The sequence below is a fragment of the Myxococcus hansupus genome (assembly GCF_000280925.3).
In the GTDB taxonomy this organism is placed as follows: domain Bacteria; phylum Myxococcota; class Myxococcia; order Myxococcales; family Myxococcaceae; genus Myxococcus; species Myxococcus hansupus.
Genome location: NZ_CP012109.1, coordinates 1,293,128 through 1,314,370, shown reverse-complemented (window position 1 = coordinate 1,314,370; position 21,243 = coordinate 1,293,128). Strand labels below are relative to the sequence as shown.

The following is a 21,243-nucleotide window of genomic DNA, read 5'->3' as shown; positions in this document are numbered from 1 at the left end:
CCGCCGGGAGGAGTAGTCTCCGCGCCCTGAAATGGGCGGCGCGGCGGAGCTCTTCACCCGGCATGTCTTCCTCGACCTCGAGACCACGGGGCTGGACCCTCGTGTGGACGAGATCATCGAGTTGGGCTGCATCTTCTTCGAGAACGGACGCGAGGTGGACCGCTTCGCGCGCCTGTACTCGGCGTCGCGGCCTCTTCCCCTCACCATCCGGCGGCTGACGGGCCTGACGGATGCCGACCTCGCGGGCAAGCCGCGCTTCGGCACCGACATGGCGGAGCTGCGCACGCGGCTCACCGGCTGGACAGTGGTGGCGCACAACGCGCCCTTCGAAAAAGGCTTCCTGCCGGACCTGCTGGGCCCCATCCGCGCGCCGGTGCTCGACTCGTGCGAGCTGATGCACTACCTGCACCCGGAGCTGACCAGCCACTCGCTGGAGTCGCTGCTGCGCTGGGCCGGGCTCGCGCTGCGCCAGCCGCATCGCGCCGTGTCGGACTGCGAGGCGGTGTACTCGGTGCTGGTGCACGCCATGGACCGGTGCATCCGCGAAGGCCGTGGCGATGACGTGGTGGACCTGCTCGCCGCGTTGGACCCCCGCAAGGGCGCGGAGCTGCGGCTCGCCATGGAGGGCGTGGGCCTGACGAATGGCGCGTTCGGCGCCTTCGACTACGAGGAATGGCCGTTGGTGGACGTGCTGTCCCGCCTGGCCGCAGCGTGCCGCGCGGAAGCCGCGCCCCTGTCGCTGGAGGCCCAGGGCTTCCTGCGCGGGAAGCCGGAGCGGCGGCGCGCGGGAGGCGCGAGCGCCCCGCCGGAGCCCGAGGCCGACACGCCCGTGCTCCCGGTGCGGCCGGACGAGGTTGACGCGCTGCTGGGCGCGAGCGGCGCGCTGGAGCAATCCGGCGAGGGCTTCGTGAGCCGCGCCTCGCAGCTCGACGTGGCGCAGGCCGTGGCGCGTGCGTTGTCGGACGGCGGGCAGCTCGCGGTGGAGGCCGGCACGGGCACGGGCAAGTCCCTGGCGTACCTGGCGCCCGCGGCCCTGTTCGCGGCGCGCAACGGGCGCAAGGTGGGCGTGGCGCCGCACACCAAGACGCTGCAGGACCAGCTCCTGGAGAAGGACCTTCCCCGGCTGCACAGGGCCACGAAAGGTGGCTTCGGTTACGCGCTGCTGAAGGGACAGACGAACTACCTGTGCCGCCGCCGTGCGCTGGAGGCCACGCGCGTTGAGCCCGGCATGGGGCACGCCGCGCGAGCACCTCGGGCGTACCTGCGGGCATATCTGCGGCGCAGTGGCGAAGGCGACCTGGACCGGCTGAGCCACTGGTTCCGCGAGCGCTTCCCGGTGCTGATGGCGCTGGTGCCCGCCGTGCGCTCCGAGGCCTCGACGACGCTGGGCGAGAAGTGCCCGCACTTCCATCGGTGCTTCTATCACTCGGCCGTGGCCCAGGCGCGTGAGGCGGACGTCCTGGTCATCAACCAGTCGCTCGCCTTCGCGTGGCCCGCGCGCTACCCGAAGCTGGACCATCTGGTCCTCGACGAGGCGCACGAGGTCGAGGATGTCGCGACCACCGCCCTGGCGCTGGAGCTGTCGGACCTGGCCTTCCTCCGCCTCACCGAGCGGCTTCACGGCCGTGACGGGCGGCGCGGCCTCTTCGCCGAGCTGCGCAAGGCGCTGAGCGGCTCGCGGCGGACGGAGACGCGGTCGCTGATGGGCGAAGTGGAGGACGGCCTGCGCCGGTTGCTCGACGACGCGCGTGACCTTGGGGCGCGGGTGACGGAGCTGTGCGAGCCCTCGGCCACCGCGGTGGGTGAGGACTCGGACGAAGGGGCGTACTCCCCGGAGCTGCGAATCACCGCGGCGGTGCGCGCCCTGCCGGTGTGGGAGCCCGTTCGCGAAGGCCTGGAGGCCGTGCGTGGCGCGCTCCAGGCGCTCCATGTCCTGATGTCCGTGCGTGTACCGGCGGCACTTCCCGAGCTCGCGGCCCGGCAGCCCGCGCTGGAGCGAGAGCTGTCCGGCGCCAACACGGAGCTGGGTGAGCTGGCCATGCTCGCGGGCGAGCTGTCCGGCGAAGCCGCTCCGGGCCGGTGCTACGCCGCCACCTCGGAGCCGAAGCGCCAGCGGTGGAGCCTGAGCGCCCAACCCGTGGACGTGTCCGCCTACGTGTCGAAGGACTTCGCGGAGAGCAAGCGCACGCTGGTGCTGGCCTCCGCGACGCTGGGCACGGGTGACAACGCCCCCTTCGTCCTCCGCCGTCTCGGACTGGACGGACGCGGCGGGCGCCCCGCGCCACGGATTGTGCGCGCGGCCACGCCCTTCAAGCTTCGCGAGCAGGCGTTGGTGGTGCTCGTCACCGACGCGCCGCGCGCGCACGAAGAGCCGTTCATCGAATGGGCCTCGCACCGGATTTCGGGCCTGGCGCAGACGATGGGCGGCCGGCTGCTGGGGCTGTTCGCCTCCACGCGGCGCATGGACCGCGTGGGCACGAGCGTTCGCGCCCGGTTGGATCCCCTGGGCATCGAGGTGCTGCGGCAGTCGCGCGGGCACAGCCGCTCCCTGGCGGCACGGCAGGAGCGCGACACGGGCACGGTGCTGCTGGGCACCAAGAGCTTCTGGCAGGGCGTGGACATCCCTGGCCGTGGCGTGGGCTGCGTCTTCATCGACAAGCTGCCGCTGGAGCCCGCCTTGCGGCCCCTGGTCGCGGCGCGAGAGGAGCCCCTGTCGCGGAACGGCGGCGAGTACATCGGGTTCCTGAACTACCGGCTGCCTCGGGCGCTCCTGCAACTTCGCCAGGGCGTGGGCCGGCTCATCCGCTCCACCACGGACCGAGGCGTGGTCATCATCGCGGACCCCGGTCACCCCAGCTACCGGGCGCACTTGATGAGCGCCCTGGACGGTTACCGCGTCGAAGCCCTCCCGTGGGCCCAGGCCCGCCTCCGCATCCACGCGATGCTGAAGGAAACGGGGCTCACCGTGGAATCGGGGCCTGAGCGCACCTGGGGTTGAGCCCGGACTCCGGCCTCAGTCCTCCAGCCGCGCCTTGTAGCGAGCATCCAGCGCGCGCAGCTCGTGGATGAACTCCGCCGGAGCCCCCGACCGCTCGGCGGCGACGAGGACGTTGGACAGGGTCCTGGCGTCCTCTTCGTTCGTCTCGCGCAGACGGTTCACCATCTTCCGGGTGGCCTCGAAGAGCTCCTGGAGATCATCCCCTTCGCGGAGCCCGTGCTGCGGCGGACGCAGCCGGCCGTCGTGGACCTCCTGCACCATGCGGCGGATGCGGAAGAGCGGCCCCGCCACCTTGTGCGTCACCACGATGGTCCCCAGCGCCACCACGAAGATGAAGGCGACCAGGAAGCCACCCAGGACCCACCAGGTGAGCTTCTGCTGCCGCTCCAGCTCGGCGCGCTGGGCGACGATGGCGGCACGCTCCGCCTCGTAGGCCGAATCGATGGCCTGCGCCTTCTCGCGGAAGGTCGCCTCGAACGTCGGGTCGTCCATCCGGGCCAGGAGCTCATTGGACAGCGTGGCCCCGGACAGCTCCCGGCTGACCTCCGCCGCGCGCGAGCGAGCCTCCACCGCCGCCGACGTCTCTTGCATCAGCGACTGCGCGCCGCGGACGAGGAACACGCCCAGCAACGCCGACAGCACGAGCGTCACCGTGACGATGTACGCCGTCAGCTTGAGCTGGAAGCCCGTATCGAGGAGGAAGTTGCGCCAGCGTCGCTTGGCGGGCGCGAGGGGCGCCGTGGTCGTCGTCATGTCTCGCTGCTCCACTCGAAGGTCTCCGCCGCTTCCTCCACCGCGCGCGGCACCAGGGCCTTGATGAGGTCCCCCGGCTGAGCGCCCGCGGCATTCACTTCCACCTGCCCCATCAGCGACAACTCCGGGTAGGTGAGGCAGACGAGCGCCACCCGCAACCCGCCCCCTTCGGTCTCATGAAGCTCCGGCGTGATGCGGTAGCCGCGCACCCGAAGCTTCTTCAGTGTGCCCTTCGCGGCGGCCTTCGTCTCCTTTGCAGGCGCGAGCTGGGCCCCATTGCGCACCAGCCGCGAGCGCAGCCGCGCCTCCGTCGCCTTCACCAACTCCGCGGACAGCTTGCCCGTGCGGTCCTTCACCGCCTCGAGCTGCACGTAGAAGCGAGGCGGCCGGGACTGATACTCCTTCAACGCCTCCACGGCCTCGCTCACCGCCGCCTGCACCGAGGCGTCCGCCTCCCCCTTGTGCGCCTGGAGGCAGTCGAGCGCGTCGAGTTCCAGCAGCTTCGCCATCCCCTTCGCGGCGGCCGCGCGCACCAGCTCACTCTCGTCCTTCAGTCCATTGCACAGCAGCGGCAGGGCCTCGGGGTCCTCGGTGGCTCCGAGCACCAGCGCCGCCTGCGAGCGCGAACGCGGGTCCTTGCTCTTCTGGAGCTGCTTGCCCAGGAAGCCAATACGGGAGTCACCCTGGGCCAGGGCCGCGCAAGGCGCGAGGAGCAACAGGACGAGGGCGAAGGAAAACGGCTGCATGTGCAGGAAGGGGATCCGGAGAGTCTAATGCCGTCTGCCGATTGCCGAACACTTGCATGGCCTTGCACGTGGTGGACAGTGGGTCAGGCCTGCTCCCTCCCTGAAGGGTGTCCCACCACGGGCTTCGGGTGTCTGTTCAGACCTCTGACTGAGGAAGCCGCCCCGCGATGTAGGCCTAGGCCCTGAGCGCAATCACGACCTGTTGCCCACATGCCCGCCTCCGAGAAGCGGCCGATGCGGCGCGCTGCTGGCGTCCAGGCTTCGGTCCCACGGGATGAAGCGCGAGGTTTGCCGCCGGAGGAATGAGGGCCCCGCCCCCTCCCGGAAACGGGCTCCGGAGGCCCGCTCGGTGGGCACATCTGGCAGGAATCGAGCCATTGGCTCGGGGATGTGGCGGTGATGGGGTAATGTGCGCCTCTCCAGGAGGGCTCGCCAGGTGTCTTTCACTTCCCGGTTGGAAGGTCTGCTCCAGAACGTGGGGCTGGGCGGTATCGTGGGTGAGGTGCGCGCGCGGCTTGGGCTCAAAGGCGCCCAGGACACATCCGCGCCCCGTGACGCAGATTTCCCCTCCCCCGTGCCCCGCGCCGCCCCGCAGCATACCGTGGTCGAGCGCACGCCGCGCCCCAGACCCATCGCACCGCAACCCATCGACACGGCGGCCCCGGAGCCGACCGTGGCCGAGCGCACGCCGCCCCGAAGCGCGATGACCGTCGACGCGGATTCGCCCGTGGCCGAGCGGCCCGCGGCCAAGGCGGCGTCGAAGCCACAGCGCCCGGGTGCGAAAAAGAAGAAGCCCGCGACGAAGCAGGCCCGGGCGGCCTCGAGTCCGAAGTCGGAGAAGCGGACGACCCGCCCGGCCGCGAAGGCCAAGAAGCGGACGAGCACCGCGAAGGAACCCGCTTCGGTTTCGACCGGGAACGGCGGCTCGGCGGTGGAACAACTGCTGGCCGCGCTGCACGGACATCCGCGTCAGCAGGAGCTCATCTCCGCGGGCAAGCAGAAGGACCAGCTCGTCCGGTCGCTCATCCCACTCTACCTCGCGCGCTCTCTCGACGCGGACTTCGAGGTGACGTCCGGAACGACGTCCCGCTTCTGGGGAGAGCTGGGTGTCACCTATGCGGCGCCCAACGCGGCCAAGGCGCTCCGGCTGCACGGGGGCTACGCCCAGGACACCCAGAAGGGCAAAGCCATCACGCCCCGAGGCGTCCAGTACGTGGAAGAGATGCTGAGCCGTTTCGGGAACGCCACGCCGGGGGCCTGAGCGACGAGTCCCGCACCTCAAAGGCAAACAGCGTCGCCAAACTCCTTTGCCTTTGAACAAACCGCTCCCGCGCGGACTCCGGGAGTGTCCGGGCCTCAACCCGCGTCCCGCTCGCCCACCCTCCGGGCGACCGGGCGGGTCAGCTCGGGGTTCCAGGGGCCGTCCGGCCCCTCATGCAACCACCAAGAACTCCTGCGAAGCCGCCTCTTGTGGCATATACCCACACCATGCCTTCCGCCCTGACCGCCTCCGAGATTCGCGAGGCGTTCCTCAAGTTCTTCGAAGAGCGCGGCCACCGCCGTGTGGCGTCCTCTTCCCTCGTGCCGGCCAACGACCCGACGTTGATGTTCACCAACGCGGGCATGGTCCAGTTCAAGGACGTCTTCACCGGCCGTGAGAAGCGCGACTACCGCCGCGCCACCACGTCGCAGAAGTGCGTGCGCGCCGGCGGCAAGCACAACGACCTCGACAACGTGGGCTTCACCGCCCGGCATCACACGTTCTTCGAGATGCTCGGCAACTTCTCCTTCGGCGACTACTTCAAGTCCGACGCCATCGCGTACGGCTGGGAGTTCGTCACCAAGACGCTCGGCCTGTCCACCGACCGGCTCGCCGTCACCGTGTTCAACGGCGAGGGCGGCACCCCGTGGGACGAAGAGGCCTACGAGCTGTGGAAGAAGCAGGGCGTCCCCGCCGAGCGACTCTACAAGCTCGGCCTCAAGGACAACTTCTGGGCCATGGGCGACACCGGCCCCTGCGGCCCCTGCTCCGAAATCCACTACCACCAGGGCGACGACATCCCCTGTGTCGAAGAGGCCGCGGGCAACACGTGTCTGGGCGTCGCGTGTGACTGCGACCGCTGGCTCGAAATCTGGAACCTCGTGTTCATGCAGTTCGAACGCAAGGAGAAGGACGCGCCGCTCATCCCCCTGCCGAAGCCGTCCATCGACACCGGCGCGGGCCTGGAGCGCATCGCGTCCGTCGTCCAGGGCAAGCGGTCCAACTACGAGACCGACCTCTTCCAGAACATCCTCGCCACCGTCAGCGAGCTGTGCGGCAAGCCCTACTCGCAGGAGACGGGCGCGTCGCAGCGCGTGGTCGCGGACCACAGCCGCGCGGCGGCGTTCCTCATCTCGGACGGCGTCCAGCCCTCCAACGAGGGCCGGGGCTACGTCCTGCGCCGCATCATGCGCCGCGCCATCCGGCACGGCACCCAGCTCGGCCTGGACGAGGTCTTCTTCTTCAAGGTCGTGGACCGCGTCATCGAGCTGATGGGCGACGCGTACCCCGAGCTCAAGGAGAGCCGCACCTTCGTGCTCGAGGTCTGCCGGCACGAAGAGACGAGCTTCCGTCAGACGCTCAGCCGCGGTCTCAAGCTCATCGAGGAGGAGCTGTCCAAGCTGCAGAAGGCTGGCGGCAAGCAGCTCTCCGGCGAGGTCGTCTTCCTGCTCCACGGCACCTACGGCTTCCCGTGGGACCTCACGCAGATCATCGCCCGTGAGCGTGGCTTCGACGTGGACCTGCCCCGCTTCGAGGCCATCCTCGAGGAGGAGGCGAACAAGAACAAGTTCGCGGGCTCCGGCGAGAAGGCCACCGGCGAGATCTACCTGACGCTGTCGGAGCGGCTCGGTCCGTCCGAGTTCCTCGGCTACGAGGGCGAGGGCCACGAGGGCGAAGGCAGCGTGCGCGCCATCGTGAAGGACGGCGTCGAGGTCACCCAGGCCAGCCAGGGAGACAAGGTGGAGCTGGTCCTGGACCGCACGCCCTTCTACGGCGAGTCCGGCGGCCAGATGGGCGACACGGGCCGCATCGTCGGCCACGGTGGCAAGGCGGTGGCGCAGGTCAGCGATGCGCAGCGCCCCGTGCCGGGCCTCGTGGTTCACTCGGTCGAGGTCACCGAGGGCACCTTCAAGGTCGGCGACATGGTCCAGGCCGGTGTGGACGTGGAGCGCCGCAAGTCCATCCGCTCGAACCACTCCGCGACGCACCTGCTGCACAAGGCGCTCAAGCTCGTGCTCGGTGAGCACGTGAAGCAGGCGGGCTCCGTCGTGGCGCCGGACTACCTGCGCTTCGACTTCGCGCACTTCTCCCCTGCCTCGTCCGAGCAGCTCGAGAAGGTCGAGGACCTGGTCAACGGCTGGATTCGCGACAACGCGTCGGCCGAAACGCGCGTGATGAACATCGAGGACGCGAAGAAGTCCGGCGCCGTCGCCATGTTCGGCGAGAAGTACGGCGAGACGGTTCGCGTCGTCACCGTGCACCCCGAGTCCACCGAGCTGTGCGGCGGCACGCACGTGCGGCGCAGCGGTGACATCGGCCTGTTCAAGATCAGCAGCGAGAGCGGCGTGGCGTCCGGCGTGCGCCGCATCGTCGCGCTGACGGGCATCGGAGCGCTCCAGTACGTCCGCGAGCAGGAGCACGAGCTGCGCAAGGTGGCGGAGCTGTTCAAGTCGAACGCCAAGGATGTCTCCAAGCGCGTCGAGGCGACCCAGAAGCGCGTGAAGGAGCTGGAGCGCAAGGTCGAGGAGGTCGCCGTCAAGGCACAGACCGCCAGCAGCAAGGACCTGCTGGAGCAGGCTCGCGAAGTGAACGGCATGAAGGTCCTCGCCACCAAGGTGGACGCGGCGGACGACAACGTCCTGCGCGGCATGGCGGACCAGCTTCGTGACCGCATCCAGTCCGGCGTGGTCGCCATCGGCGGCGAGAAGGACGGCCGGGCCATCATCCTGGTCGCGGCGACCAAGGACGCCGTGGCCAAGGGCATCAACGCGGGCGCGCTCGTTCGCGAGATGGCGAAGGAGGTCGGCGGCAAGGGCGGCGGCAAGGCGGAGATGGCCCAGGCCGGCGGTCCCGATGCCTCGAAGCTCCCGGCGGCGCTCGAGAAGCTGTACGAGCTGGTGAAGGGCATGGGCGCGGCGTGAACAACCACCGGGCCTCCACTTCCGTGGCGCTCCTGGCGGCCGTGCTCGTTCTGGGCGGCTGCAAGGAGGAGTCCGCGCCTGAGTATCCGGGCGCCGGAGATGACCGGACGCTTCAGAAGCTCCGCCAGGAGGTGGACCGGGTGAATCAGGGTGGCCGCGCCACCCAGGGTCCCGAGGCCACGCGTGGAGACCCCAACGCGAACCTCGCGGGCCTCGCCGCGGGCCTCAACGTGCCCGCTGAACGCACCTGGGAGCTCCCTGCTTCCAACGACACCGTGCGCCTGGACTCGCTCTCCGTGAAGCTGACGGGATTGGAGTCATCGCACTCGGTGAAGGGCTCGGGGAAGGTCAGCGTGACTTCCGAGGACCTGTTCTTCCGGGTGCAGCTCATGACGCACAACGTGGGCAGTACGCCCATGACGCTGGACCTCGATGGGGCGAAGCTCGTCGGCTCCGGAGCCCAGTCATATGCCGTGGCTCGTGACGCCCAGGCCGTCGCGGGCACCCGGCCCCTGCGGCGCACCTGGGCCCCGGACGAACGCACCGAGGTGGTCCTCCTGTTCGAGCTTCCTTCGGAGGCCCTCCGGGATGACGGGCTGCATCTGCTTCTTCAGGGCTCCGGGGGGGATGCGCGGATTCCCTTGAAATGAGCGGGACCGCGTCCAACCTCCTCCCGCTTCGCATCCGCCTCCCGTACACGACGGAGGAGGAGTTCATCGAGAAGTACGGATCGAACGTGGCGCGCGGTGGCGTGTTCGTCGCCACGCGAGCCATGAAGCCCGAAGGCACCGGGCTCGCGTTCGAGTTCGTCCTCGCGGATGGGACACGGCTGCTTCGCGGCGAAGGCGTCGTCGTGAAGGCCCAGGTGGACGCAGTGGGCGGGCGTACGGGCATGACGGTGCGCTTCGTGAAGTTGGACGCCGCGAGCAAGTCGCTGGTCGACCGCGTCGTGGCACGGCGCACGGGCGGCGCGGAGTCGCCTCCTCCGCCTGCGGCGACGGCAACGCATCCAGCGCAGCCTCCGGCACCTCCAGCGCTGGCGGCAACGCGTCCGGCATCGACGCCAGCACCGCCCTCACGTCTGACGCCAACACCTCCCGCTCCGACGCCCTCCCCTCCAGCGCCGACGCCCTCCCCTCCAGCGCGGACAGCAACGCAACCAGCGCTGACGGAAACACATCCAGCGCAGGTGACGCCCTCTCCTCCCGCGCTAACACCGGCACCTCCGCCGGGACTCGTGCGCCGCGCGCCTGGGGCACGGGGCTCCAGCTCCGTACGCGCCGCGCAGCCAATCGCCGAAACGGCACGGGATGCAGCACACCCCGATGAGGCGGCCACGCGTGTCCCGCCGAACACGGACACAGACGCATCCGTCCGCACTGATTCGTCGGCAGTGGCAAAGGCCACGCCCGACAATGCACAGGCAGGCACAGAGGAAAGGCCCACCGCAGCAAGTGGACAACCGGATGCGCCGGTTCCCTCTGTCGAGGCCCATCTCCCTGCGCCGGAGGCAATCGCGGGTACCGAGGTAGCAACAGCGCCAGATTCCTCGCCCGACAACGCGACTGATGAACCCGCTGCGGTCCGTGACACCGCGTCCGAACCAGCGCGGGACTCGGAGGCGTGGGATGAGCCGGAGCAACAGCCCCGGGTCCTCACTCCTCGATTCGAGGCCGATTCGAGCGATGGGCTCGATTCCGCCATCGCCGCGAGGCTTGCTGAAGCCGAGGCGAGCAGCCACGACGCGTATCCGGAAGGAGGCGCATTCACGGAGCGCGGCGAGGAGGGGCCTGAACCCGAGCTCGAAGGTGCCGGCGACGACGCACATCCGAATCAGGCCAGTTCCACCTTCATGCAGCCAGGCACGGGCACCTCCGACGAACCCGCCAACGCCTACGCGGCAGGTGCGCTGGCCACGGATGCCCCGGAAGAAACCTCCTTCGACACAGCAGCGAGCACACCCTCCCCAACGGCCGTGGATGTTGCCGCGCCATCAAGCTCGCCGTCTTCGCACGTCGCGGTTGAACACGGCGCGGCGGAAGACAACACGCGCACGGCGCTATCCCAAGCGACCGGCACGCCGCATCACGAGCATGACGTCACCGGCCCGGAGGATGCGCACTTCGATATCGAGGAGGAGCATCCTCACGAAGAGGGCACCGACAGGCAGGGCGATGCAATCGGCACCGCAGCCAAGATGCATCTGTCGGGAGCCAACAGTCAGGGTGGCGCGGCAATTGATGCAGCAGTGACGTCGTCCCTGGAGGAGCTCAGCAAGAGCACCGAGCACCGGGAAGCTTCGACGAGCGTCCCCGAAGAGGTCCCCCGCGGCGGTGAAGAGCCAGGCGAAGCGAAGTACACACGCGCGTCCTCCGGAACTCTCGACAAGGGCACGGAGGCCAACGAAAGCGCCCGTCCGAGCACGGCCTCCGATGAAACGTCTCCACAACGGGAACAGGATGAAGGAGCCGACGTCACCGGGCTGACCGCCAAAGTGCCCACCGAGGCGGACGAGACCTCCTCCGCAGTCGCAGCGACTCGCACGAGCGCACACGCTGATGCCTCATCGGGCAAGCCCGGGTCAGAAGCGCGTGTCGCTGCGAGCCCCGTCTCGCAGCCCTTCGATGAAAAGACGTCCGCCTCCACGGCTGGCGAGCGCACCAGAACGAACGAGTCAGCAGGCTCGTCCGACTTGGAGGCACCCGTCGCGGCGAGTCCCATCCCGCCGAACTCCGACGAGTCCCCCACCGCCGCCTCGGTCAACGTCAGCGCCGACATTGACGACGCGCCGGACAAGCCCGCCGCAAAAGCATCTGCCGCCGCGAGTCACTCTGACGAACAGCAGTCCGCCTCCACGGTTGGCGCAGGCGCCAGCATGGGCGTACCTTCATCAGAGCAGCCCGCCTCGGAAACACCTGTCGCCCGGCGTCCCCTCTCGGAGAGTTCCGATGAGGAACAGGCTTCCGGTGCGGCCCGCGCGAGCGCCGACACGGACGACGTGGCGACCACGCCCGCAACCTCGGCGCCCATTTCGCGGAGGTCTGACGACAAGGAGCCCGCCGGTGCGGCCAGCGCGAGCGCCGACACGGACGACGTGGCGACCACGCCCGCCTCCTCAGCGCCCATTTCGCAGAGGTCTGACGACAAGGAGCCTTCCGGTGCGGCCGGCGCAAGCGCCGACACGGGCGATGTGGCGACCACGCCCGCAGCCTCAGCGCCCATTTCGCAGAGGTCTGACGACAAGGAGCTTTCCGGTGCGGCCAGCGCAAGCGCCGACACGAACGATGTGGCGAGCACGCCCACAACCTCGGCGCCCATCGCTCGGAGTTCCGACGAGAAGCAACCCTCTACCAGGGATAACGTCAGCACTGACGATGTGGCGGCCACGCCCGCATCCCTAGCGCCTGTCACTTCGGCGCCCATTGAGCAGCAGTCCGACGAAAAACAGCCCGCCGTCACAGCGAGCGTGAGCACCGACACGGGCCATGCGGCGAGCACGTCCGCATTCGCGGCGCCTGCCACCTCTGCCCCCAACTCGCAGAGCTCCGACGAACAGCAGCCCGCCGTCACAGCACATGCGAGTGCCGACACGGACAATGCCGCAGACACGCTCGCATCCGCAGTTCCTGCCACGTCTGCCCCCCACTCGCAAAGCTCCGACGAACAGCGGCCCCTCGTCGCCGCGAGCGTGAGCGCCGACACAAACGATGTTGCGAGCATGCCCGCATCCGCGGCTCCTGCCACGTCTGCCCCCCACTCGCAAAGCTCCGACGAAAAGCAGCCCGCCGTCTCAGCGAGCGTGAGCGCCGACTCAGATGATCTTGCGGACACGCCCGCACCCGCAGCTCCTGCCACTTCTGCCCTCCACTCGCGGAGCTCCGACGAAAAGCAGCCCGCCGTCTCAGCGAGCGTGAGCGCAGACGCAGACGATGTGGCGAGCACGCCCGCATCCGCGGCATCCACAACCTCGCATCGCTCCGAGGAGAACCCGACCGCCGTCGCAGCGACCGTAAGCGCCGACACGGACGATGTGGCGAGCACGTCAACATCTGCGGCTCTCACCGACTCGGCGGCCGTCTCGCAGGGCTCCGACGAAAAACAGCCCGCATCAACGGCCAGCCTGAGCGCTGAATCTGGCGATGCGACAGACAATCCCGAATCCCCAGCGCCTGTCACCGCGCCCCCTCTCGCCCCAAGTTCCAGCGAGAACGCGCCCACGGCACGACATGACGCCCTCACGAGCGGCCAAGCAGCCCCGACGTCCCATCAGAACGACGAAGCGCTGACGCAGCCGTCTCCCGGCAAAGAGCCCACGACGCCCGACGCACCGGCCACGTCGACAGGCGACACCACTGAGCCCGAGGCCCCCCGTGACGAAGCGGGCACCCGTGCGCCCTCGGCGGCGGCAGCACTCCCTTCCCGCGCTGAGCCCGAGCCCACGCCCGCCGTCGCCCTCGATGCGGACGCGCCTCGCAACCGCCGCCGTGCCCTGTTCGAAGTCCCCGTTCCGGCTCCCACCTCCGCGCCCGCCTCCCCCGAGGTCGTGCTCGGCATCGACCTCGGCACCACGCAGGCGCGCGTCGCCTTCGTCCGCGATGGGACTCCGACGCTCATTCCGCTCCCCGGCACCACCGCCACGGACCTCCCCGCCCTCATCGCCGTGAATGGCAGCGGCGACCTCGTTGTCGGCGCGTCCGCGCAACTCGAAGGCAGCCGCGCACCGCGCCGCGCGGTCCCCGGCCTCAAACGCCTGCTCGGGCTGAAGCCCCGTTCGCCGCAGCTCCGCTGGCTCGCGCCGCTGCTCCCCTACCCCGTCACCACCGATACCAACGGGGACGCAGCCGTGGAGGTCCGAGGCCGCGTCATCTCGCCCACCCTCTTCACTGCCATGCTGCTTCGCGAGCTGAAGCACGCCGCCGCGACTCACCTGGGCCGCAAGCCGACTCGCGCCGTCATCTGCGCGCCCACGCACTTCACCGACCGCCAATGCGCGGCCCTACGGGAAGCCGCGACGCTCGCGGGGCTCGACGCCCAACGCATCCTCATCGCCCCCGCGGCGGCGGCGCTCGCGTATGCACATGGCCGAGGACTCGCGCGCAAACGCGTCCTCGTCGTGGACCTCGGCGGCGGCGGGCTCCAGGTCTGCGTGGTGCAAGTCACCGGTGACGACCTCGAGGTCATCACCACCGGCGGAGACGCCACGCTGGGCGGCATGGACTTCGACGGCCGCATCGCCGAGGCGCTCGCCAGCGACCTCTCCGAACAAGGCGTGCCCAAGCCAGACCACCCGCTCGACTGGATGCCCCTGCGCGCCGCGGCCGAGTCCACCAAGGTGGCCCTCTCCACCCAGGAACAGGTGGACGTCACGCTGCCCTCGGGCACCGTGCCTCCCTTCAACCGGGAGCGCGTGGAAGCCCTCACCGCCGACCTCGCCCAGCGCGTCACCACCGTCGTCCGCGACGTGCTCGACTCCAACGCCCTCTCACCGCAAGGGCTCGACGCGGTGCTCCTCGTCGGTGGGCAGAGCGCCACGCCGATGGTCCGTCGCCGGCTCGAGGAGAGTCTCGGAGTGAGCGTGCGCGAGGACGTGGACGCGAAGAACAGCGTGGCCCTGGGCGCCGCGCTGCTCGGACAAGGCTTGCTCCTCGCCGAGGTCGGCAAGCCCGCGGCGACCGTCTCCGAAGTGCTCTCCTCACCCCTCGCCGTCGCCGAGCGCGGTGGAACCCTGCGGCGCGTCCTCGAACGGAACACCCGCCTGCCCGCGACCAAGACGCTGGTGGTCCCCTGCGCGCCCGGCCCGCTCGAAGTCGCCCTCTTCCAAGGGACCTCCGCTCAGGCCAACGACGCGGAGTACCTCGGCCGGCTCGCGCTCAACGTCGAACGCGCGGGCGAGGTGGAGCTGCACTTCGCGCTCACCGCGGACGGCGCCCTGTCGCTGGAGGCCACGCTGCCCGGCGTGAAGCGGCACGCGGTGCCCCTGGGCACCGAGCCTCTGGACGACGCGGCCTTCGACGCGCTCATCGCCCGCTCTCCGTGGGAGCCCGCCCCAGAGCCGCGTCCCGGGGGCCTGCTGTCCGGCATCAAGAAACTCTTCGGCCGCCGCTGAGCCCCTGCCCGCCCGTCCGGGTGGACGCCGCCAAACCTCCCGCCCCGTGGGCCGACGCGGCAGGGGCCCTCCAGGCCACCGTGCGCCCCTGCGGCTCTCTCTGTAACCGTGCCGACAGATGGCCAGCTTTCCGGTGACTGATTTCCCGGGGAGGGATGCGATGCGACGTTCGATTGTGGGTGGAGTCGCCACGGCGGCGCTGGGCATGGCGGGACCGGCCTTCGCCGTCGAAGCGCAACAGGTGGGCGAGCGGCTGCGCGTCGAGGAGCGACCAACCGTGGGCATCGACGCCCGAGTGGGCCTGGGTAACTTCACGGGCGACCTGGGCCGCAACACGCGCGTGGGCCCGCTGTTCGGCATCACCGCCAGCGCCTATCCGTGGGAGCACGGCGGCGTCGAGGTCGGCTACGAGGGCCAGCGCTTGCCCATCCGCGACGAGCGTCTGCGGGACGACGGCCGCGGCGAGGGCGTCTGGCGCAACAACGCCACGCTGCTCGCGAAGGCGGGGCCCCTCATCAAGGAGAAGTGGCGTCCCTTCGTCGGCGTGGGCGTGGGACTGAGCTACCTCAACCCGTCCGACGGCGCGGACGCGTACTACAACAACGACTGGCAGACGGAGTTGCCAGTGGCCGCGGGCCTGGACTTCCGCTTGGGCCACCTGGTGGCCGGTGCGCGCGCCACGTACCGCTTCGTCGGAGGGGAGGGCCTCGTCCGAAACCCCGTCACCAACGCCGACGAGAAGGGCAGCCTCTTCAACGGCAACGTGATGATTGGCGGCCAGTTCTAGGCCGCCCGCCACATCACCGTCCGAAGCCGTCGAGCAGCGCCTCGGGGCGGGGGTTCTTCTCCCACGCCTCGAGCACCGCTTGCGCGGGCGAACGCCCTGACGCGGCCACCTCGGCGAGGGGCTCCAGCAGCGGCGCGTCCAGCGCATCCAGCCGCTCCAGGCCTCGCCGGGAGATGGCCACCATCTCCGCCGCCAACCGGTGAATCTCCTGCGTGCCCATGCGCCCCGCCAGCCCCTCGCGCCGGGCCGTGTCATGGAACGCCAGGTGGTCGGCGTAGCTCAGCTTCGGAAGGAGCCGCTCGGCCTCCTCCAGCGCGGTGGCGTCATAGAGGATGCCCCGCCAGAGCGCGGCGAGCGCCCCCGTCATCGCGGGATTCACACAGTCCGCCCCGCGCACCTCGACCACCGTCTTCAGCCGCACCTCGGGGAAGAGCGTGGACAGGTGGTCCGTCCAGTCGTTCAGGTCGGGCGGCTTGCCCTCGAAGCCGTCCTTCAGCAACTGCCGGAAGGTCATCTTCGGGTACAGGTACTCGTTGTTCCGCCGCAGGAAGAGCAGCGGCGCGTCCAGCGCCCACTCCACGTAGGCCTGGTAGGAGAAGGAGCCGTCGAAGAACGCGGGCAGGTAGCCACAGCGCGTGGGGTCCACCTCGTCCCAGACGCGGTTGCGGAAGGACATGTAGCCCGAGGGCTTGCCCTCCACGATGGGGCTGTTGGCGTACAGCGCATTCATCAGTGGGGCCAGCCGGGCCACCACCACCGTCTTGCGGACACAGTCCGCCTCGTCCGCCCAGTCCAGCGACACCTGGCCGGTGGACGTCATCAACATCATGTTCAGCGCCAGCCGGCCGCGCTCCGGCAGGGTGCGGCGCATGATGAGGTAGCGCGTCTTCGGCATCCACGGCATCTGCGCCGTCGTGCCGAAGGGGCGGTAGCCCAGGAACACGAGCCGCAACCCCAGCGCGTCGGCGGCGGCCGACACCTCCGACAGGTGCGTGAGGTTCTCCGCGTGGGCCTCCCGCGCGGTGACGAAGGGGCTGCCGGACAGCTCCAACTGGCCGCCGGGCTCCAGGGAGATGGTGGCGCCCCCCCGCTGCAACGCAATGACGGGCGACTCCGGCGTCTCCCGGAACGGGGTGTACCCCGCGGCGGACACCCGGTTCAGCAGCGCGCCAACGCCCTGCGCACCTTCATAGGTGGGGGGCTCCGCGCCCCCGACGGGATAGATGAACTTCTCATGCTCGAGCCCCAGTCGGTGCGCTCCGCGGGGCTTTTCGGCGGCACGGAAACCGGCCACCAGCATGTCGACAGAGGAGATGGGCTCTGAGGCCGCGCGCTTGAGGTCGAGAGACATGGGCGCGCCCTATATAACGTAGCCCTTCGGACCCGCTTTGATTTGAGCATCGGCCCTTTATGAGCCCACATTCCGTCCTCCCCCACGTCGCCCCCGAGCCCCGCCTGTCCGATTTCTTCCAGGGGTTGGGACTGCTTGGCCGGGCCTTTTCCCTCATCCTGCGCGACCGCCGGCTGTTCCTCCTGTCCGCCCTGTGCGCCGCCGTCACCGCCGTGGCCCTGGTGGGGCTCGTCTGGCTGCTGTGGACCTACGCCCCCGGCGCCCTGGCCTCCGTCTGGGCCCGCCCGGAGAGCTGGTACGGCCGGGCCGCCTGGTCCACCGTGCTCATCCTGTCCTCCCTGGTGCTCTGGGTGGTGGGAGCGAACGTGGTGCCGCCGCTCCTGCTGGCCCCCCTCCAGGACCCCCTGTCCGAAATGACCGAGGAGGCGTGGGGCGGCAGCCCGGGCGCGGCCTTCACCCTGGGGGGATTCCTGCGCGGGCTCGTCACCGGCATTGCCCACACGCTCGCGCGCCTGTTCTTCCTCCTCGCGGGCCTGGCCATCCTCCTGCCCCTCCATCTGATCCCCGGCGTGGGCAGCGTCCTGTGGACGGTGCTCGGCAGCCTGTGGACCACGATGTGGATGGCGGGCGAGTTCCTGGCCGCCCCCATGACGCGCCACCTCTACCCCTTCGCGGAGGTGCGCCGGATGATGCGCGAGCGCCGGGCGCTCTGCCTGGGACTGGGCGCGGGCATCTACGTCCTGCTCTGGGTGCCCATCCTCAACACCTTCTTCCTGCCCGTGGCCATCGTCGCCGGCACCCTGCTCTACGGCGGCCTGCGCGAGGCCCGGCTGCTGCCACCCCCTCCAGGAGCGTCCTCTACCGCTGCGTTGAAATAAACGCCTGGGCCGGGTGTCGAACGGGAGGAACGGGAACGCAATGCTCACCAAGGACGTTCTGCATCACCAGCAGAGAGGCGATGCCTTGAAGCACCTGGAGCCCGTGATTAGGCTTGCCCGGCCGCTTACAGTGTTCGCCTACTCGCATAAACGGTCGAAATCTCAAGGCTTCACGCCACACCCGGGGTGCCGGACAGCATCCCAGCTTGGATGAACCAAATGCCGCGTTTCCTCCGCCGCATCACAGCCGTTGCCGTGCTCCTCGGCGCCTGGGCCCTGGTGGGCAATGACCGGGCTCCCTTGCCGCTCACCATGGGGGCAGCCGAGGCCGGTCAAGGCTCGTGGGATGGCAGTCTTCCTGCCGCCAAAGGCGAGAAGGCCCCTCACGACCTCAACAGCCTGCGGGTGCTGACGAAGGTCATCCTCTACGTGAAGGAGAACTACGTCGACCCGAAGCGGGTGAAGCCGAAGGAGATGATGATCGCGTCGTTGGAGTACGTCGAGAAGAGCGTTCCCGACGTGCTCGTGGACGGCAACGCGGAGACGGGCAAGCTCAACGTCAACGTGAACGGCAAGCAGCGCGAGTTCGACATCGCCCACGTGGACTCGCTGTGGAAGATGTCCTTCGCGCTCAAGGACGTCTTCGACTTCCTGTCGAAGAACATGCGCCCCATCGAGGACACGCGCGACGTGGAGTACGCGGCCGTCAACGGCATGCTGTCCACGTTGGATCCGCACTCGGTGCTGCTGCGCCCGGAGCTGTACCGGGAGATGAAGCTGTCCACCAAGGGTGAGTTCGGCGGCCTGGGCTTCGTCATCCAGATGCGCGAGGGCAACCTCACCGTCGTGAAGGTGATTCCGAAGACGCCCGCGCACCGCGCCGGCATCCAGAAGGACGACCGCATCAAGAAGATTGGCGAGGAGTCCACCGTCAACATGGACCTCAACGAGGCCGTGTCGAAGCTGCGCGGTCCGGTGGACAGCCGCATCACGATCACGGTGGAGCGCGACGGCTGGGAGAAGCCCCGCATCATGACGCTCGCCCGCGCCATGATTTCGATTGAGAGCGTGCAGCACAAGCTGCTCGCCAACAACGTCGGCTACATCCGCCTGAAGAACTTCCAGGGCAACACCACGCGCGACCTCGAGGCGGCGCTGACGCAGATGCGCAAGCAGGCGGACGCGAAGGGCGGCTTCAAGGGCCTGGTGCTCGACATGCGCGGCAACCCGGGCGGTCTGCTGGAGCAGGCCATCCAGGTGTCCGACACGTTCCTGTCCAGCGGCACCATCGTCGCGACGGTGGGCCTGTCCGACAAGCTGCGCGAGGAGAAGCGCGCCCGTCCGACGGAGGGTGAGGACACCTACCCCATCGCGGTGCTGGTGAACGCCGGCAGCGCCTCCGCGTCCGAAATCGTCGCCGGCGCGCTGAAGAACCTCGACCGCGCGACCATCATTGGCCGCCAGACGTTCGGCAAGGGCAGCGTGCAGGTGCTGTACGACTTCCCGGATGACAGCGCGCTGAAGCTGACCATCGCCAAGTACCTCACCCCCGGTGACGTCTCCATCCAGGAGGTCGGTATCGTCCCGGACATCCAGCTCATCCCCACCCGCGCCACCGACGAGCGCGTGGACGTGTTCGCGCCGCGCCGCTCCATGGGCGAGGCCGACCTGGACCAGCACTTCGGCAATCCGGACTCCACCACCGTGGCCAAGAAGCGCGAGGACGTGCTCGACCGCGAGAAGCCGCTGGTGACCCTCAAGTACCTGAAGGTGGACGAGAAGCAGGCCCAGGCCACCGCCAAGAAGGAGAAGGAAGAGGGCAAGGCCGCGCCGAAGACGGCCGCCAACGACAAGAAGCACGGGGACAAGGACCCGCTGCTCGACGTGGACGTGGCGGGCAGCGGCGAGGACCTGGACGACCAGCTCGACGCCGAGGCGCAGGAGGAGATCAAGGAGGACTTCGAGGTCGTCTTCGCCCGTGACTTCGTGCTGCGCGCTCCGGCCACCACGCGCAAGGAGCAGCTCAAGCAGGGCAAGACGTTCATCGACCAGAAGCGCGCCGAGGAAGAGACGCGCATCAACGGCGCCATCGCGGCGCTGGGGGTCGACTGGAGCGCCGGTCCGACGCCGAAGAACGTGCAGATGGCCGTGTCCATGACGCCGGGCCCCGAGGCGAAGATTGCCGCGGGCGAGGTCATGGAGATGGCGCTGACCGCGGAGAACCGTGGCACCGAGCCGCTCAAGCGCGTGCGCGCCTGGACGGAGAGCGACAACGCGTTCCTCGACCGCCGCGAGTTCCTCTTCGGCGCGCTGGCCCCGGGTGAGAAGAAGACCTGGAAGGTGAAGGTGCGCCTGCCCAAGGACCTGACCAGCCGCCGTGACGACGTGACGGTGCGCTTCTTCGACGACAACGGCGTGCTGCCGGAGACGCGGGTGGCCGAGCTCAACTTCGTGGAGCTGCCCCGCCCCGCCTTCGCCTTCAACTGGCAGGTCATCGACGACTGCGCCACCTGCAACGGTGACGGCACCGTGCAGCGCGGCGAGACGGTCTCCGTGCTGCTCGACGTGACGAACGCGGGCACCGGCCCGGCGCTCGACTCGTTCACGCAGATCAAGAATGGCGGCGACGCGAACATCTTCATCGAGAAGGGCCGCTTCAAACTGGGCGAGCTGAAGCCCGGCGAGACGAAGACGGCGCGCTTCCAGCTCGAGGTGAAGAAGGGCTTCAAGGGCGACACCTTCCCGCTGAAGCTGGCCATCATCGATGAGCCGCTCGAGGAGTTCGTGATGGAGAAGCTGGAGCTGCCCGTCACCGACGGCGCCGTGGCCACGATGGAGCCGAAGAAGGGCCTGGTCCGCCTGGGCGACAAGGTGGACCTCTACGGCGCCCCCACGCAGGCGGCCCGTCCGGTGGCGAAGCTGAGCGGCACCACGGTGCTCGCCTCCGAGGCGGCCACCAAGGGCTTCTACCGCGTGGAGCTGGAGAAGGACCGCTTCGCCTTCGTGCGCAGCCAGGACGCGAAGGAAGTGAAGTCGGGCAAGGCCACCGCGCCCAAGGCCACGCTGGCCACCAACCACCGTCCGCCGGACATCCGCCTGGACGTGGACCCCGCCGCGGGCGGACTGGTCGCCAACGGCGACAAGTTCACCCTCTCCGGTGTGGTGACGGACCCGCACGGCCTGCTGGACGTCTACGTGCTGGTGAACGACCAGAAGGTCTACTTCAAGGGCGTGGACCCCAAGGGCAGCGAGCCGAACACGCTGAAGTTCTCCACCGAGTTCGCGCTGAAGGAGGGCAACAACAACGTGCTGGTGGTGGCCCGCGAGGACAGTGACTTCGCCAGCCGCCGCACGCTGGTCATCCGCCGCCGCCCGGCGGAGGTCGCTCAGAAGATGGCCGCCCAGGCGGGGAACCCCGCCGGCAAGCAGCAGCAGCAGTAGG

12 protein-coding genes and 1 pseudogene are annotated in these 21,243 nt (G+C 69.4%); 9 read left to right on the top strand and 4 right to left on the bottom strand.

Features of this window, described 5'->3' with window-relative positions:
- Positions 1-31: 31 nt before the first annotated feature.
- A complete protein-coding gene (locus A176_RS05410) occupies positions 32-2,998 on the top strand; it encodes a helicase C-terminal domain-containing protein (RefSeq protein ID WP_002638882.1) in 2,967 nt (988 codons plus the stop codon).
- A gap of 15 nt (positions 2,999-3,013) precedes the next feature.
- Here the strand turns inward: A176_RS05410 and A176_RS05405 are convergent, their stop codons facing one another.
- Both A176_RS05405 and A176_RS05400 read right to left on the bottom strand, forming a co-directional pair.
- Positions 3,014-3,751 carry a methyl-accepting chemotaxis protein gene (locus A176_RS05405; RefSeq protein ID WP_021781101.1) on the bottom strand — a complete coding sequence of 246 codons (738 nt, stop codon included), beginning with the start codon at positions 3,749-3,751 and terminating at the stop codon, positions 3,014-3,016.
- The gene (locus A176_RS05400) at positions 3,748-4,497 is read right to left on the bottom strand and encodes a HEAT repeat domain-containing protein (protein WP_002638880.1); all 750 of its coding nucleotides are present in this window, start codon (positions 4,495-4,497) and stop codon (positions 3,748-3,750) included. The genes A176_RS05405 and A176_RS05400 overlap by 4 nt, the downstream gene beginning before the upstream one ends.
- Positions 4,498-4,933: 436 nt before the next feature.
- Here A176_RS05400 and A176_RS05395 point away from each other — a divergent pair, with 436 nt between their 5' ends.
- The 4 genes and pseudogenes from A176_RS05395 to A176_RS39650 all read left to right on the top strand — a co-directional run.
- Positions 4,934-5,758 carry a hypothetical protein gene (locus tag A176_RS05395; protein ID WP_021781102.1) on the top strand — a complete coding sequence of 275 codons (825 nt, stop codon included), beginning with the start codon at positions 4,934-4,936 and terminating at the stop codon, positions 5,756-5,758.
- 227 nt (positions 5,759-5,985) lie between these two features.
- Complete coding sequence (alaS, locus tag A176_RS05390; protein ID WP_002638877.1) at positions 5,986-8,679, top strand: alanine--tRNA ligase; 2,694 nt, start codon at positions 5,986-5,988, stop codon at positions 8,677-8,679.
- Positions 8,676-9,329 (top strand): hypothetical protein, encoded by a 654-nt coding sequence (locus A176_RS05385; protein ID WP_002638876.1) that lies wholly within the window; start codon positions 8,676-8,678, stop codon positions 9,327-9,329. The genes alaS and A176_RS05385 overlap by 4 nt, the downstream gene beginning before the upstream one ends.
- A pseudogene (locus tag A176_RS39650) lies at positions 9,326-9,619 on the top strand (TIGR02266 family protein); the annotation flags it as partial. The gene A176_RS05385 and the pseudogene A176_RS39650, both read left to right, overlap by 4 nt.
- Positions 9,620-11,505: 1,886 nt before the next feature.
- On the opposite strand, the gene A176_RS39210 reads toward A176_RS39650, so the two are convergent.
- Entirely contained in the window at positions 11,506-12,831 is a 1,326-nt protein-coding gene (locus A176_RS39210) for a hypothetical protein (protein ID WP_162492073.1), read from the bottom strand.
- A gap of 391 nt (positions 12,832-13,222) precedes the next feature.
- Here A176_RS39210 and A176_RS05375 point away from each other — a divergent pair, with 391 nt between their 5' ends.
- Together A176_RS05375 and A176_RS05370 are read left to right on the top strand one after the other, a co-directional pair.
- Positions 13,223-14,785 carry an Hsp70 family protein gene (locus A176_RS05375; protein ID WP_002638874.1) on the top strand — a complete coding sequence of 521 codons (1,563 nt, stop codon included), beginning with the start codon at positions 13,223-13,225 and terminating at the stop codon, positions 14,783-14,785.
- Positions 14,786-14,945: 160 nt separating this feature from the next.
- Complete coding sequence (locus tag A176_RS05370) at positions 14,946-15,572, top strand: hypothetical protein (protein WP_002638873.1); 627 nt, start codon at positions 14,946-14,948, stop codon at positions 15,570-15,572.
- Between the two features lie 13 nt (positions 15,573-15,585).
- Here the strand turns inward: A176_RS05370 and A176_RS05365 are convergent, their stop codons facing one another.
- A complete protein-coding gene (locus tag A176_RS05365; RefSeq protein WP_002638872.1) occupies positions 15,586-16,923 on the bottom strand; it encodes a glutamate--cysteine ligase in 1,338 nt (445 codons plus the stop codon).
- 59 nt (positions 16,924-16,982) lie between these two features.
- On the opposite strand from A176_RS05365, the gene A176_RS05360 reads away from it, so the two are divergent.
- Both A176_RS05360 and A176_RS05355 read left to right on the top strand, forming a co-directional pair.
- On the top strand, positions 16,983-17,801 hold the full coding sequence (locus tag A176_RS05360) for an EI24 domain-containing protein (protein ID WP_002638871.1): 819 nt from the start codon (positions 16,983-16,985) through the stop codon (positions 17,799-17,801).
- Between the two features lie 210 nt (positions 17,802-18,011).
- A complete protein-coding gene (locus A176_RS05355; RefSeq protein WP_044889631.1) occupies positions 18,012-21,242 on the top strand; it encodes an MXAN_5808 family serine peptidase in 3,231 nt (1,076 codons plus the stop codon).
- Position 21,243: the final 1 nt, after the last annotated feature.

Excerpts from the sequence above, each read along its gene's own strand:
- A176_RS05410 (WP_002638882.1), top strand. The coding sequence starts at position 32 with ATGGGCGGCGCGGCGGAGCTCTTCACCCGGCATGTCTTCCTCGACCTC.
- A176_RS05405 (WP_021781101.1), bottom strand. The coding sequence starts at position 3,751 with ATGACGACGACCACGGCGCCCCTCGCGCCCGCCAAGCGACGCTGGCGC.
- A176_RS05400 (WP_002638880.1), bottom strand. The coding sequence starts at position 4,497 with ATGCAGCCGTTTTCCTTCGCCCTCGTCCTGTTGCTCCTCGCGCCTTGC.
- alaS (WP_002638877.1), top strand. The coding sequence starts at position 5,986 with ATGCCTTCCGCCCTGACCGCCTCCGAGATTCGCGAGGCGTTCCTCAAG.
- A176_RS05370 (WP_002638873.1), top strand. The coding sequence starts at position 14,946 with ATGCGACGTTCGATTGTGGGTGGAGTCGCCACGGCGGCGCTGGGCATG.
- A176_RS05365 (WP_002638872.1), bottom strand. The coding sequence starts at position 16,923 with ATGTCTCTCGACCTCAAGCGCGCGGCCTCAGAGCCCATCTCCTCTGTC.
- A176_RS05360 (WP_002638871.1), top strand. The coding sequence starts at position 16,983 with ATGAGCCCACATTCCGTCCTCCCCCACGTCGCCCCCGAGCCCCGCCTG.
- A176_RS05355 (WP_044889631.1), top strand. The coding sequence starts at position 18,012 with ATGAACCAAATGCCGCGTTTCCTCCGCCGCATCACAGCCGTTGCCGTG.